Here is a 13,666-nt window from a genome sequence, read left to right as displayed (position 1 = left end):
GGCTGAGGGCGCCGCCCCCTACTCCCAGTGCAGCGTCCCGGCCACCGTGTCGAAGAGTTCCACCATCTGGGGTGCCAGGCCCTCCATCGGTGTGGAGAAGGTGAGCGTGAGCCACGTGTCGCTCGCCGGGACGGGTACGTGGTACGCCACGGTCGTCGTCGCCAGCGTGTTGCCCATCTGGTGCTCGGGGTCGGGGGCCTCGGTCTTCTGCGTCCGTACGGCGTCGCCCGCCGCGTCGAGCTTCCTGACCTCCGCGGGGCGGCCCGTCTCCCCCAGCCGGCGGGCCAGGTCGTGGGCCGTACGGCAGCCGGGCCAGCCGTCCGGGAGCAGGCTCACGAGCAGTGAGGACGCCAGGGGCAGGCCCTCGACCGTCAGCAGCGAGACGTACAGCTCGACGCCTCCCTCGCGGTGGGCCGCCTTCGCCTGCTTCTGCAGGTCGCGCATCAGGCGTTCCTTGAGGACGGGCGCGTTGTCGATGCCCGCGAACTGCCGGTCGGCCAGCGCGGCGATGCCGCGGTCGCGCTCCTCGGGGTCCAGGTGCAGCTGGAACCATCCGGCGGGCACGAGGATCGTGTAGTCGCTGGGAGGCGTGTCCCATGCGGTGCGGAGGGGCATGTCAGCTCTCGTGGGGGGATTCGGGCACGGTGGTGTCCGGGGCGGCTTCCGCGGGAACGGGCAGCAGGCGCATGGAGGGCACCAGACGGTCGACCAGATCGGTCAGCTCGTCCGTGCGCTCGAAGTTGAGCCACCGCGCCTCGGCCAACAGGATTTCCTCGTGGCCGGTCGGCCAGACCCAGTACCGGAGACACTCGCTGAGCTTCTTGCCCCAGCCGAAGCGCCGCTTCTCGACCAGCACCGCCTGGACCCGGACGGCCGGACCGATCGGCAACTCGACTTCCTCGACCTGGGCCTCCCCCTTCACTTCGGCATAGGACCACTTCAGGAGCATGTCCCGATACTCCTCCGGTGACGGGCGCGTGACTCCGTCCTCTCCGTAGGCGATGACGGAGAGGTCCGCCAGGAACACGCCGCCCTCCGTATAGGCGACGGTGGTCAGGAGCGGTCCGGACTCGTGGGCCGTCAGGGCGTGCTCCTCCAGCTCCTGCCGCAGGGCCGCCTTGCCGCCGCCCAGACGCAGCGGGTCGAACTGCTCCACAAGATCTGTGGCCAGCCGCCGGGCCTCGTCACGCGTGCCCTCGTGCAACGTGAGGTCGAGCCAGCCGTTGTCGAAGTCGAGGTCGATGAGGAAATCGTCCTCGGGGGCGGAAAGTTCTCCGCCCTCATTCTGCTGCTCTTGTTCCATCAAGACACCTCGTCGAAGAATAGGCCGCCGGCCGTGACCCCACTGCCGGCCACACTCAGCCGCGTAGCACTGCGCGACAACTTGTTGACATCGAACCCCTGGTCACCCAGGCTCTTGCTCAGGTGTTTCGCCTCGTTCAGGTAGGACGCCGCAGAGGGATCCGCCAGAGTGGCCGACTTGCCGATCCCTTTCAGGTAGCTGCCGTTTCCGCGATCTTTCAGCACCCGCGCGGACTCGCGAAAACCGCCCTTGAACGCGTCGGTCCACGTCGACCCCTTGAAGATCTCCGTCACGGGTTCCCGGACGGATTTCAAGATGTCGCCCTTTTCGAGCCCCTTGACGACGCCCGCCTCGCGGTTGAACTTCTGGCGGTTGCGCTTGAGCTGCCGCGGAGTCGCCTTGCCGCCCTTGGCAGTCTGGATACGTGTCAGCAGGCCCTTGGCATACCGCCCGCTGATCTTCGTCATCGCCTTCCCCGCCCCCATCATCAACAGCCCCACCGCCGCCGTGGCGAGCGCCGTCCACGATTCGTCGCCCATGCCGACCTGAATCGCCGTGCAGGCGATGTTGACGAGCGTGGCCACCATGGAGACGGCGCCCAGGAAACCGGCGATTCCCTGGCCGATGACGGGAATCCAGCCGATCGCGAGCGCCGCGATGCCCGCCCATTTGGAGATCTTCTCCGTCACATCGGCGACGATGGCGACGACGTCGGCGAAGTCGTCCCAGAAACCGTCCTTGAGCGCGTCGTGCGAGATGACCTCGTCGATCGCCTCACGCGCCCTGCGCGCGGCGGCGTCGCGGATGGACTCGGCCCTCTTCAGTTTCTCCCGGGCCGCCTCCAACGACTTCCCGGCGGCCTCCGCCCGGTCCTCCAGTTTCTCCTTGCGGGCCTTGTCCTTCTTGGCGTCGCCCTTGGCGTCGTCCTTGCCGGGGCTTCCCGCCAGGCCGTCCAGGCCCTTCTTGGCCGCGCTCCTGTCGGCCTCGGCCTCCTGCGCCTCCCGCCGGGCGATCTCGGCGATCCGCTGGGCCCGGTGGAGTTCGGTGGCGTAACTGCCGGGCGGCGCCGCCGCGTTCGACTCGTAGTCCGCTCCGTGGTCCACGATCCGGTCGCCCACCGCGTCGGCGACCGTCCGGTAGCGCTTGTGCGCGGCCTCCAGACGGCCCCGGCACTTCTTCGCCTTCTCCCGGAACTCCTGGCCGGCGTCGCTGTCCCAGGACGTCACCTCGGACGCGGCCTTGAGGTGCCGCACCTGCCGTTCCAGCTCGTCGGCCGTCCTGCGGAGCTTGCGGCCCAGTTGCTCCAGACGGTCGGGGTCGCCCGGGACCGGGTCCCGGTCGGCCAGCGGCTGCCAGTCCGCGGCGCGCTGCCCGGCCATCAGGGCGTGCCCCCGCCCTCCCGGGCGGAACCCTTCGTACCGGAGCCGCCGGAGTCGCCGGAGCCACCGGAGCCCTTCCGGTCGGGCCGGTCCGACCGGTCGGACTCGCGCAGCACCCTCGCCAGCTCGCCGTCCACGCTCTCGTACGTCTTCGCGGCCGCCTTCGCGAGCTCGCCGAGGCGGGCGATCTCCTCGCCGAGTTCCTCTCGGTGGCTCTCCCAGTTCTCCACGAAGTCCCCGAACTGCCAGGAGAGATCGTGCTCGCCGAAGTCGTCCTCGTACTGCCCCTTGAGCTTCCCGAGGCCGTCGAACGCGTCCTTGATCCTCCCGAGACCGACCCCCATCTCCCGGATCACACCCAGATCGTCGATCTTCGTGTACTCGCCCATCGGACGTCCCCTCCGTCGCGCGGCGCCTTCCCGCCGCCATCCCCGCAACGAGGACGGGGTGACGGGCGATACGCCCGTCACCCCGTCCCGGAGCCTCATGCCGCCGGCGCTACTTCCGCGCAGCCTTGCCCAGCTCGTCGTCGATCTGCTCGAACTTGTCCGCGGCGTTGGTCAGGTAGTCGCCCATGCCGTCCAGACCGTCGAGGGTGTCCTTCGCGCCCTTCACGAACTCCTCGAAGTTCTCGTCGAACGCCTTCGAGGCGCTCTTCGTGACGAAGCCCGATTCGACCAGGTTCGCGATGTACTTCCTCAGGCCGTCCAGCTTTTCCTTGAGCTTGTCCTTCTCCTTGACCACGTGCTTGGCCGCGTCTCGCATGTCCTGATATGTGACATCAAGGTCCTTGGCCATGAGGCTCTCTCCAATCAACTAGCCGCAGGGCCAACCCCCGTGGCTCCTCTTTGCGGATGGTGCGATCTTCCGCTCTTGCGCCAGCAGCTTACGGGTGGGGCAGATGGGATCACAGTCCGGTTGAGTCACAGGTCTGCTATGAGGAGGCACCCCGCCGGCGGGGTCGATTCCGGTATGAGCCCGTGCACAGGCCGTTGCCTGTGGGAAGGGTGGAGCGGATATCGTCAGGCGCATTGTTCAGCTCCGGGGAGGACGATCGTGCGCCTGACTCTGACCGTCGTCGATCCGTTCGGCGGTGGTGCCGCCGACGTGGTTCTCGACGCCGATCCCGAGTCCACCGTGCAGGACATCGCGGTGGAACTGGCCCGGCAGGTCGGCCACAGCGGTGCGCAGATCATCCCCATCGGGCAGGGGCAGCAGGTGCCCGGCGGCAACGCGCCGATGATCTACGTCGACGGGTACGCCGTCGACCCCACCGCCACCGTCGTCACCTCGCCGCTGCGCGAGGGCGCCGTCGTCAGTCTCGACGATCCCGCCGGCTGCCTGCCGGGCGAGCCCTCCGGTCTCGTCGAGCTGCGCGTCGTCGGCGGGAGTGCGGCCGGGGCCGTCCACCGGCTCGGCATCGGGCGCTACGACATCGGCGGCGGGCCGGCCTCGTACCTGCGCATCGACGATCCGGAGCTGCCCGCCCGCGCCCTGACGTTGTCAGTTGCAACCGATGGCACGTGCCAAGTCACCCTGCACGGGGAGGAGAAGGACAAGGAGGGCGTCACCCTCGACGGGGAGCCCTTCGGCGTCGAGAAGGAGGAGCCCGAGCGGCCCGCCCCCGAGGGCGAGTCCCGCAAGGAGAAGAAGGCCCGGGAGAAGCGCGAGAAGCAGGAGCGCAAGGAGAAGAAGGAGGCCCGGGCGAAGGGCCGCAGGGACACCGTCCCCTGGCCGCTGGGCGCGCAGATCGCCGTCGGCAACACCCTGCTCGAACTCGTCCGCTACACGCCCCCGAACGCCGCCCTGAAGTGGTCCGAGGACGGCGCCGGGCTCGACTACAACCGCCCGCCGCGGCTGCGGCCGCCCGAGCGGCAGACCACCTTCCGGCTGCCCTCCCCGCCCCGGGAGTTCGAGGCGCGGCCACTGCCGTGGCTGATGGCGCTGTTCCCGCTGGTCGGTGCCGTCGTCGCCGCGATGATCTTCAACCGCTGGTACTACCTGATCATGGCGGGCCTGAGCCCGATCATGCTGTTCGGCAACTACTTCATGGACAAGAAGCACGGGCGCAAGTCCCATGCGAAGCAGGTCAAGGAGTACAAGGAGACCAAGGCGCGGATCGAGAAGGACGCCCAGGACGCGCTGGTCGCCGAGCGGCTCGACCGGCGCGCCGCCATCCCCGACCCCGCCGCGGTGCTCGCCCTGAGCACCGGCCCCCGCACCCGCCTGTGGGAGCGGCGGCGCACCGACGCCGACCACCTGCTGCTGCGCTTCGGCACCGGCCGGCTGCCCTCCGAGGTCGTCCTGGACGACCCGGAGATGGACGAGCACCGGCGCCAGGTGACCTGGCAGATCGAGGACGCGCCCGTCGCGCTGCCGCTGAAGGGGCTCGGCGTCATCGGCATCGCGGGGCCCGACGACTCCGCCACCGCGCTCGGCCGCTGGGCCGTCGCGCAGACCGCGACCCTGCACAGCCCGATGGACGTGCAGTTCTACGTGCTGACCGAGAACACCTCGAAGGACAGCTGGGACTGGATGCGCTGGCTGCCGCACGCGCGGCCGTCCGGCGGCCAGGACGTCAACCTCCTGATCGGCACCGACGCCGAGACCGTCGGCGCCCGCATCGGCGAGCTGACGCAGATCCTCGACGCGCGCGTGAAGGCCGTGGAGGAGAACAAGAGCCAGGGCGCCCACTTCACCGACCCGGACATCGTCGTGGTGTGGGACGGCTCGCGGCGGCTGCGGTCGCTGCCGGGCGTGGTCCGGCTGCTGCGCGAGGGCCCCGCCGTGCACCTGTACGCGCTGTGCCTCGACACCGAAGAACGGTTTCTGCCCGGCGAGTGCCAGGCCTTCGTCGTCGCCGAGCCGAAGCCGCGGGAGCAGCTCGCGGCTTCGGCCGCCGCGCCGCACCTGCCGGCCCGGCCCCCGCAGGCCCCCCAGGTGCCCGGCGGCTTCCCCTCCTTCCAGGCGTGGCACACCACCGCGCCCGACCCCCAGCAGTCCAGTGACCGCCAGGAGCTGCGGCTGCGCGTGGAGATGACGGGCGCGGAGCGGCTGCGCGACGTACGCCCCGACTTCGTGACGCCCGCCTGGTGCCTGCGCCTGGCCCGGTCCGTGTCGCCGCTGCGCGACATCAGCGGGGAGACCGAGGACTCCGCGCTGCCCGGGTCGAGCCGGCTCCTGGACGTCCTGCAGCTGGAGCCGCCGACGTCCGGCGCGATCACCGCGCGCTGGCAGGCGGGCGGGCAGTCGACGATGGCCGTCATCGGCGAGTCGTACGACGGTGCCTTCGGCATCGACATGCGCAAGGACGGCCCGCACGGTCTGATCGCGGGCACCACCGGTTCCGGCAAGTCCGAGCTGCTGCAGACCATCGTGGCCGCGCTCGCCGTGGCCAACACCCCCGAGAACATGACCTTCGTCCTCGTCGACTACAAGGGCGGGTCCGCGTTCAAGGACTGCGTGAAGCTGCCGCACACCGTCGGCATGGTCACCGACCTCGACGCGCACCTCGTCGAGCGCGCCCTCGAATCGCTGGGCGCCGAGCTGAAGCGGCGCGAGCACATCCTCGCCGACGCGGACGCGAAGGACATCGAGGACTACCAGGACCTGGTGCGGCGCGACCCGTCGCACGCGCCGGTGCCCCGGCTCCTCATCGTCATCGACGAGTTCGCCTCGATGGTGCGCGACCTGCCCGACTTCGTGACGGGCCTGGTCAACATCGCCCAGCGGGGCCGTTCGCTCGGCATCCACCTGCTGCTCGCCACCCAGCGTCCGTCCGGTGTCGTCTCCCCCGAGATCCGCGCCAACACCAACCTCCGCATCGCGCTGCGCGTGACGGACGGCGGCGAGTCCAGCGACGTCATCGACTCCCCCGAGGCCGGGCACATCTCCAAGAACACCCCGGGACGGGCGTACGTGCGTCTCGGGCACGCCTCCCTCGTACCGTTCCAGTCGGGCCGCGTCGGCGGCCGGCGGCCCGGCGCCGCCGACCCGACCGTGCTGGCGCCCTGGGTCGACGCCCTCGACTGGTCCGCGCTGGGCCGTGCCTCGCTGGTGAAGCCGAAGGCGGAGGCCCGCGAGGAGGAGGAGATCACCGACCTGAAGGTCCTGGTCGACACGATCATCGAGGCCAACCGCACGCTCGGCATCCCCGCCCAGCACAGCCCGTGGCTGCCCGCGCTCGGCGAGACCCTGCTGCTCGACGAGATCCCGGTGCCCGCGGCCCGCACGGCGCCCGGCGCGCTCACGCCCGCCGCGTTCGGCGTCGAGGACCTGCCCGCCGACCAGGCGCGCCGCCCGGTCGTCGTGGACTTCGCGGGCTTCGGCCACCTGATGATCGGCGGCGCCCCGCGCTCCGGCCGCTCGCAGGTGCTCCGGACCATCGCGGGCTCCCTGGCGCGCACGCACTCCGTCGCCGACGTCCACCTGTACGGCATCGACTGCGGCAACGGCGCGCTGAACGCGCTGACCCGGCTGCCGCACTGCGGCGCCGTCGTCGGCCGCAACCAGACCGAGCGCGTGGTGCGCCTGATCAACCGTCTCAAGGGCGAACTGACCCGCCGCCAGGACCTGCTCGCCGACAAGGGGTACGCGGACATCGGCGAGCAGCGGGCCGACGCGGCGGCCGACGAGCGGCTGCCGCACCTGGTGGTGCTGCTCGACCGCTGGGAGGGCTGGCTGCCCACGCTCGGCGAGGTCGACCACGGCTCGCTCACCGACGAGATCACCACGATCATGCGCGAGGGCGCGAGCGTCGGCCTCCACATGGTCATGACGGGCGACCGGCAGATCCTGGTGGGCCGCATCTCCTCCCTCACCGAGGACAAGTACGGGCTGCGCCTCGCGGACCGCTCCGACTTCTCGATGCTCGGCATCCCGGCCCGCAAGGTCCCCGAGGAGATCGCGCCGGGCCGCGCCTTCAAGAACGAGAGCGGCACGGAGACGCAGTTCGCGCTGCTCTCCGAGGACTCCACCGGCCAGGGGCAGGCGGCGGCGATCGCCGCGATCGGCGAGCAGGCGGCGGCCCGCGACGCCGGCGTGCCGCGCCACCTGCGCCCGTTCCGCGTCGACACGCTGCCCAGCCGGATCACCTTCGAGGAGGCGTGGGAGCTGCGCGACCCGGACGCCGCGCGCTCGCGGCTGTGGGCGCTGGTGGGCATCGGCGGCGACGAGGTCATGGGCCACGGTCCCGACCTCGCGCAGGGCGTCCCGGCGTTCGTCATCGCGGGCCCGGCCAAGTCGGGCCGCTCGACGGTCCTGATGAACATGGCCCGTTCCTTCCGCGCGCAGGGCGTACGCCTGGTCGTGATCGCCCCCCGCCTGTCGCCGCTGCGCGAACTGGAGGGCACCGAGGGCGTGTTGAAGGTGTTCACCGGGGACGACGTCGACGAGGACGAGTTCGAGGAGCTGATCGACGAGGCGGACGCGTCCCGCGAGGACCCGGTCGTCGTCCTCGTCGACGACGCCGAGATGCTGGAGGACGCCGACGCGGCGAGCCAGTTCAAGCGGATCATCCAGCGCGGCGCCGAGCTGGGTCTCGCGCTGGTCCTCGCGGGCGACGAGGAGGACGTCTGCAGCGGCTTCTCGGGCTGGCAGGTCGACGCGAAGAAGGGCCGCAGGGGCATCCTCCTCTCCCCCCAGGACAGCTCCAGCGGCGACCTCATCGGCCTGCGCATCTCGCGCAGCGTGGTCGGCGGGCCGATCGCGCCGGGCAAGGGCATGCTGCACCTCGGCAACGGCGAACTCGCCACGGTGACGACGCCGTTGTAGGGCGGGCCGCCGCGCGGGGGCCCGCCGGGGTGCGGCGGGCCCGGGTCAGTCCGCCTGCTTCAGGTGCTTCAGGCGGGACTGCGGATTGCCCGCCCCCGGGTCCTTCGAGGTGTAGGTGAGGTCCTCGCCGGTGGGGGTCAGGGTGATCGTGTGGGGGGCCTGGGAGCACTGGGCGCCGTTGGTGTCGGCCCCCTTGCCCGTCGCCACCAGGCGCCGGGACGTGGCCGACCGCAGGGTGAGGACGTCCGTGCAGGTGTTGCCGATCGGGTCGCGCTGCACGACCGTGCCGAGGCGCTCGCCCGGCCTGCTCTGGCGCAGGGTGAGCGTGAACGTGCCGAGCGGGACCGTGCCGCCGCTCGCGGTGGCCTCGCCGCGCCACGTGCCGAGGTAGGCGCCGGGGACCTTGCCCGTGGCGTCGTCCTGGGCGGGGGCGCTGGGGGTGGCGGACGCCGCCGGGGGCCGCCCGCTGCCCTGGTCCCCGCCGCCGTCGTCGCCGTCGCGGTCCGGCAGCATGCCGAAGACGAAGACCGAGCCGACCGTGACGGCCGCCAGCGCCCCCGCCATGGCGAGCGCCACCGTGCAACTGACCTTGTGGCCGCCGCCGTTCGCCCCGTCCGGGCCCGAGGTCGCGGCGACGGAGACGGAGAACTTGCCGGCCGGACGGGTGTCCGGGGCGGCGGGCGGGGGCCGTTCCCCGTCGGCCTGCCCGGGGCGCGCGGGATGCGCGGGATGTGCGCCGTACGAGGCGTCCGGCGGCCCGAACGCCCCTTCCACGGAGGGGGCGTCGAACTCCACCGGGCCGGAGGGGGCGTCCACCGGCGGGGCGCCCGCGCCCGTGTCCAGGTCGAGGAGGCGCACCGCGCCGCGGCTGACCCGCTCGACCACGGGCCCCGGCAGCCACCCGGCCGCGACCAGGGCCGCCGCGCCGCCCGGGGCGAGGGCACGCGCCAGGTCCCCGGGAGCGGGCCGCGCCGCCGCGTCCTTGGCGAGGCAGGACGCGGCGAGCTCCCGCAGGTCGCCGTGGAGCGCGCCCAGTTCGGGCGGCTCGTGGACGACCTTGTAGAGCAGCGCGGCCGACGAGTCGCCGGGGAAGGGCGACTCCCCCGTCGCCGCGTACACGAGCACCGCGCCCAGCGAGAAGACGTCCGCCGCGCCCGTCACGCCCCGGCCGAGGATCTGCTCGGGCGCCATGTAGCCGGGCGAGCCGATGGAGACGCCGGTGGCGGTGAGCGAGGCCGTGCCGTCCGTGGCCCGCGCGATGCCGAAGTCGATCAGGCGCGGCCCGTCGAGGGTGAGCAGCACGTTCGACGGCTTCACGTCGCGGTGGACGAGGCCGAGCGCGTGCACGTGCGCCAGCGCCTCGGCGAGGCCCGCGCCCAGGACCCGTACGGAGTGCTCGGGCAGCGGCGCGCCGTCGCGTACCGCCTCGGTCAGCGAGGGGCCCGCCGCGTACCCCGTGGCGACCCACGGCACGGGCGCGTCCGGGTCCGCGTCCAGGACGGGCGCGGTCCAGTCGCCGCCGACCCGGCGGGCCGCGTCGACCTCGCGGCGGAAGCGGGCGCGGAACTCGTCGTCGAGCGCGAAGTGGGGGTGCACGATCTTCACCGCGACGGTCCTGCCGCCCGCGCTGCGCCCCAGATAGACCCGGCCCATGCCGCCCGAGCCGAGCCGGCCGAGCAGCCGGTAGGGACCGATCACCGTGGGTTCGCCGGCTTCGAGCGGATGCATGACCTTGGCCTCCCCCAGGCGTGCCGCGGGACACCTCGCGCGCCTCGCCGCACCGCGGATCAGCGTAGTGCGGAAGCCGCCCGGGGAACGCCCCCGCCCGCATTGCCCTCTACATGTGCGTAATGACCGTATTGATCGCCTACGTCCCCGTCCCGAGGTCCCCATGACACGCCGCCGCCCGTCCACGCCCGCCCTCGCCGCGACCGCCGCCGCTCTGGCCTCGGCCCTCCTCCTGTCGGCCTGCTCCTCCGACAAGGGCGAGCCCGTGAGCTTCGACAACCCGCGGCAGTCGGAAGGGTCGGGGCAGGCGGGCGGAGGTCAGCAGGCGAAGGGCTCGGCGGCCGACAAGACGCTGCTCCCCACCGGACCCAGGGCGGACTTCACGACCGAGAGCACCCTGGACGACGGCACGAAGATCGCCGTGACGACGCTGAAGGGGAAGAAGTCCGGATTCACCGGCAAGGTGTGGGTCTGGGCGCCCAAGCAGTACTTCGACCCGAAGTACGCGAACAGCGGCTTCCCAGTACTGATGGCCCTGCCCGGCGGCAACGGCTATCCCAACAATTACTGGATGGGGACCGACCTCAAGCTGGAGAGCAGCATCGCCGCGTGGTCCCGGGAGGGAAAGAGCCTGCCGTTCATCGTGGTGATGCCCGTGCTCAATCCGGACGCAAAGAACTATTACGACGGCAGCGATATACCGGGACAGCCCAAAATGGGCACGTGGATGACGGATGACGTGCCCGATTTCGTCAAGGCCAATTTCCGCACCTTCAGGTCCCGGGACGGCTGGGCCTTCATGGGCTCCTCGTCGGGCGGCTTCGTCGGCCTGAAGTCGGTCCTCAAGCACCCGGAGAAGTTCCGCGCCGTGATCGCGAGCGGCCCGGACATCGTCCCGGACTCACCGCTGTGGGCCGGGCACGAGAAGGAGCGCCGGGCCAACGACCCGGAACGTCTCGCCCGGCACCTGGCCGACCGGAAGGGCCCCGAGGTCGACCTCGCCTTCCAGATCGGCACGCGGGAGTCCGGCCGGGCGAAGCTGCGGTCCTTCATGGACACGTACGGGAAGGGCCCCGTGAAGACGCGGCTCAACGTCATCCCGGGCGGCGGCCACAACGCGCGCTCCTACGTGCCCGCCATGGCCGACGGCCCCATCCAGTGGATCAGCGGGCACATGCAGGCGCCGATCCCGAACGGCTGAGCCCCGGGTCAGGGCCGCAGCAGCGCGACCTCCACGTCGGCGGGGAAGCCCGTCGTCGGGCCGACCCTGCGGGCGAACTCGGTCACGCCCGCCAACTGCTCGCCGCCGAAGCGGAAGTCGAGCGTGGTGAAGTACCGCTCCAGGACGCCGGCGTCGAAGGACTCCCAGCGCGCGGCCTGCTCGGCGACCTTGCCGACCTCCTCCAGGGAGAGGTCGCGGGAGGAGAGGAAGGCCTTGTGCACCGCGCGCACGACCTCCGGCTCGCGCGCGGCGTAGTCGCGGCGGGCGGCCCAGACGGCGAAGACGAACGGCAGGCCCGTCCAGTCCTTCCACATCTGCCCGAGGTCGTACACGTCCAGGCCGAGCCGCGGTCCGTCGATGAGGTTGGCGCGCAGCGCGGCGTCGCCGATCAGGACGGCGGCGTCCGCCTCCTGCATCATCAGCCCCAGGTCGGGCGGGCACGTGTAGTAGTCGGGCTGTACGCCGTACCGCTCGGCGAGCAGCAGCTGGGCCAGGCGCACGGAGGTCCGCGACGTCGAGCCGAGCGCCACACGGGCGCCGTCGAGGCGGTCCAGCGGCACCTGCGAGACGATCACGCAGGACATGACGGGGCCGTCGCAGCCGACCGCGAGGTCGGGGAAGGCGACGAGGTCGTCGGCGTTCTTCAGGAACTCGACCAGCGTGACGGGCGCGATGTCGAGTTCGCCCCTGACCAGCTGCTCGCTGAGCTTCTCGGGGGTGTCCTTGGTCAGCTCGAAGTCGAGGAGCGTCCCGGTCCGCGCGAGGCCCCAGTACAGGGGCATGCAGTTCAGGAACTGGATGTGACCGACGCGCGGCCGGGGAATGCGGCGGGAGTCGTGCAGCTGTTCGGCGCCTGCCCCCGCGAAGGCGTCCAGGGGAGAATTGTCCACATCGGGGAGGCTAGCCCCCGTCCGGTACGGTGCGGGCGCCGGGTCCCCGACCGGCCCCGTCAACCCCGCCGGGAGCCCCGTCAAACCTCCGGGTGACGTGATCTTGCCCCCTATTGCATTCCGGTCCGTGCGTGCTAAGCTCGCCGCAAGTTGCAGTTTGGTTTCCCTTGCAGTACAGAGCCTGCGGAGCATGTGACCCCGCGGGCTCTCGTCGTTTTCAGACTTATGCAGTTGTTTAAACAATCGCTGGTTCTGGAGCAGGGCAACCCTTTGGCCCAAGGAGGGCTTATGGCTACCGGAACCGTGAAGTGGTTCAACGCTGAAAAGGGCTTTGGCTTCATTGCCCAGGAAGGCGGCGGCCCGGACGTCTTCGTCCACTACTCCGCGATCAACGCGAACGGCTTCCGCTCCCTCGAGGAGAACCAGGCCGTTTCCTTCGACGTGACGCAGGGCCCGAAGGGTCCGCAGGCGGAGAACGTCACCCCGATGTAATCGGGCGCTCCACGCGAGTGGGGCGTGTGATTGCTCCGGTGACCAGATCCGGAGATGGATAGCAGTACCCAAGGAGCCCTGCTCCTCCGCGTGAGCGGGGGAGGTGGGGCTCCTGCCTTTTTCTGGCCCCTGGGCCTTGGGACGGGGGGCTGGGTGGTCGGCGTTGCGGTCGGTGGGTGGGGCCCTTCACGATTGCGCAGTTCCCCGCGCCCCTTACCCGCTTGCCGTCGTTCGCGGTCCTGGTCTAGGTGTGTTGCATGATCAGGATGAAGGTCGTGCGGGGGGTCAGGGCCTCGTAGGAGTGGGGGACGTCGGCCCGGTAGGACATGTAGTCGCCGGGGGACAGTTCCACCGTTTCGCCGTGCGGGCCCGCCAGGAGGCGGCCCGTGCTGATGACCAGGTGCTCCACCGAGCCCGGGATGTGCGCGTCCGACTCGCGGGCGGCGCCCGGCTCCAGGGCGCCGTGGTAGAGGTCGCGGCGCACGCCGGTCGGGCCCGGGGAGAGCAGCGTGCCCGCGTACGACGAGTTCTCGGCGTGCATCGTCGGGCCTTCACCCGCGCGGATGACCGTCACCGCGGGGGCCGGTGACTCCACGAGCACGCTGAACGGCACGCCGAGCGCGACGGCCAGGGCCCAGAGCGTCTCGATGCCCGGGTTGCCGGTCGCCGCCTCCAGCTGGGACAGCGTGGACTTCGCGATGCCGGCCCGCTTGGCCAGCTCGGAGAGGGAGAGCCCCGCCCTCGTGCGCTCGCGCCGCAGCGCCGCCGCGACCCATTCGCGCGGCATACGGGATCCGTCGGCCATGGCTGGTGTTCCTCCTGGGCTCATCCCCGTGCGTTCGGTACAGGGGACCGATCGTTCGGCTTGACGAACACGCCC

At 71.4% G+C, this 13,666-nt stretch carries 11 protein-coding genes; 3 read left to right on the top strand and 8 right to left on the bottom strand.

All coding sequences use genetic code 11. The features are described 5' to 3' along the window. Positions 1-18: 18 nt before the first annotated feature. The 5 genes from ACFYXE_RS00430 to ACFYXE_RS00410 form a co-directional block, all read right to left on the bottom strand. Positions 19-615 carry a hypothetical protein gene (locus ACFYXE_RS00430; protein WP_389307606.1) on the bottom strand — a complete coding sequence of 199 codons (597 nt, stop codon included), beginning with the start codon at positions 613-615 and terminating at the stop codon, positions 19-21. A gap of 1 nt (position 616) precedes the next feature. Continuing rightward, positions 617-1,303: a hypothetical protein gene (locus ACFYXE_RS00425; protein WP_389307604.1), complete on the bottom strand. Its 687-nt coding sequence runs from the start codon at positions 1,301-1,303 to the stop codon at positions 617-619. Beyond that, positions 1,303-2,682 (bottom strand): hypothetical protein, encoded by a 1,380-nt coding sequence (locus ACFYXE_RS00420; protein ID WP_389307602.1) that lies wholly within the window; start codon positions 2,680-2,682, stop codon positions 1,303-1,305. Before ACFYXE_RS00420 ends, ACFYXE_RS00425 begins: the two co-directional genes overlap by 1 nt. Continuing rightward, the gene (locus tag ACFYXE_RS00415; protein WP_389307600.1) at positions 2,682-3,071 is read right to left on the bottom strand and encodes a hypothetical protein; all 390 of its coding nucleotides are present in this window, start codon (positions 3,069-3,071) and stop codon (positions 2,682-2,684) included. The genes ACFYXE_RS00420 and ACFYXE_RS00415 overlap by 1 nt, the downstream gene beginning before the upstream one ends. 109 nt (positions 3,072-3,180) lie before the next feature. Then, positions 3,181-3,480, bottom strand: a complete 300-nt coding sequence (locus tag ACFYXE_RS00410) for a WXG100 family type VII secretion target (RefSeq protein WP_361165312.1) — start codon at positions 3,478-3,480, stop codon at positions 3,181-3,183. A 258-nt stretch (positions 3,481-3,738) separates the two neighbouring features. On the opposite strand from ACFYXE_RS00410, the gene ACFYXE_RS00405 reads away from it, so the two are divergent. Continuing rightward, positions 3,739-8,454: an FtsK/SpoIIIE domain-containing protein gene (locus ACFYXE_RS00405; RefSeq protein WP_389307597.1), complete on the top strand. Its 4,716-nt coding sequence runs from the start codon at positions 3,739-3,741 to the stop codon at positions 8,452-8,454. Positions 8,455-8,499: 45 nt separating this feature from the next. On the opposite strand, the gene ACFYXE_RS00400 is transcribed toward ACFYXE_RS00405, so the two are convergent. Then, on the bottom strand, positions 8,500-10,182 hold the full coding sequence (locus ACFYXE_RS00400) for a serine/threonine-protein kinase (RefSeq protein ID WP_389307595.1): 1,683 nt from the start codon (positions 10,180-10,182) through the stop codon (positions 8,500-8,502). A gap of 163 nt (positions 10,183-10,345) precedes the next feature. Here ACFYXE_RS00400 and ACFYXE_RS00395 point away from each other — a divergent pair, with 163 nt between their 5' ends. Continuing rightward, positions 10,346-11,383, top strand: coding sequence for an alpha/beta hydrolase (locus tag ACFYXE_RS00395; RefSeq protein ID WP_389307593.1), 1,038 nt, complete (start codon positions 10,346-10,348; stop codon positions 11,381-11,383). Positions 11,384-11,391: 8 nt separating this feature from the next. On the opposite strand, the gene ACFYXE_RS00390 is transcribed toward ACFYXE_RS00395, so the two are convergent. Then, positions 11,392-12,246 (bottom strand): menaquinone biosynthetic enzyme MqnA/MqnD family protein, encoded by an 855-nt coding sequence (locus ACFYXE_RS00390; protein ID WP_389309420.1) that lies wholly within the window; start codon positions 12,244-12,246, stop codon positions 11,392-11,394. Positions 12,247-12,582: 336 nt separating this feature from the next. Here ACFYXE_RS00390 and ACFYXE_RS00385 point away from each other — a divergent pair, with 336 nt between their 5' ends. Beyond that, positions 12,583-12,786, top strand: a complete 204-nt coding sequence (locus ACFYXE_RS00385; protein ID WP_006138897.1) for a cold-shock protein — start codon at positions 12,583-12,585, stop codon at positions 12,784-12,786. Between the two features lie 244 nt (positions 12,787-13,030). Here the strand turns inward: ACFYXE_RS00385 and ACFYXE_RS00380 are convergent, their stop codons facing one another. Continuing rightward, positions 13,031-13,591, bottom strand: a complete 561-nt coding sequence (locus ACFYXE_RS00380; RefSeq protein ID WP_389307590.1) for a helix-turn-helix domain-containing protein — start codon at positions 13,589-13,591, stop codon at positions 13,031-13,033. Positions 13,592-13,666: the final 75 nt, after the last annotated feature.

Source organism: Streptomyces sp. NPDC002564 (genome assembly GCF_042889645.1).
Lineage (GTDB): Bacteria > Actinomycetota > Actinomycetes > Streptomycetales > Streptomycetaceae > Streptomyces.
This window is presented reverse-complemented; position numbering and strand designations above follow the sequence as displayed.

Bases quoted from the DNA above. Each gene is read 5' to 3' on its own strand.
- ACFYXE_RS00430 (WP_389307606.1), bottom strand. From the start codon at position 615: ATGCCCCTCCGCACCGCATGGGACACGCCTCCCAGCGACTACACGATC.
- ACFYXE_RS00425 (WP_389307604.1), bottom strand. From the start codon at position 1,303: ATGGAACAAGAGCAGCAGAATGAGGGCGGAGAACTTTCCGCCCCCGAG.
- ACFYXE_RS00420 (WP_389307602.1), bottom strand. From the start codon at position 2,682: ATGGCCGGGCAGCGCGCCGCGGACTGGCAGCCGCTGGCCGACCGGGAC.
- ACFYXE_RS00415 (WP_389307600.1), bottom strand. From the start codon at position 3,071: ATGGGCGAGTACACGAAGATCGACGATCTGGGTGTGATCCGGGAGATG.
- ACFYXE_RS00410 (WP_361165312.1), bottom strand. From the start codon at position 3,480: ATGGCCAAGGACCTTGATGTCACATATCAGGACATGCGAGACGCGGCC.
- ACFYXE_RS00400 (WP_389307595.1), bottom strand. From the start codon at position 10,182: ATGCATCCGCTCGAAGCCGGCGAACCCACGGTGATCGGTCCCTACCGG.
- ACFYXE_RS00395 (WP_389307593.1), top strand. From the start codon at position 10,346: ATGACACGCCGCCGCCCGTCCACGCCCGCCCTCGCCGCGACCGCCGCC.
- ACFYXE_RS00385 (WP_006138897.1), top strand. From the start codon at position 12,583: ATGGCTACCGGAACCGTGAAGTGGTTCAACGCTGAAAAGGGCTTTGGC.
- ACFYXE_RS00380 (WP_389307590.1), bottom strand. From the start codon at position 13,591: ATGGCCGACGGATCCCGTATGCCGCGCGAATGGGTCGCGGCGGCGCTG.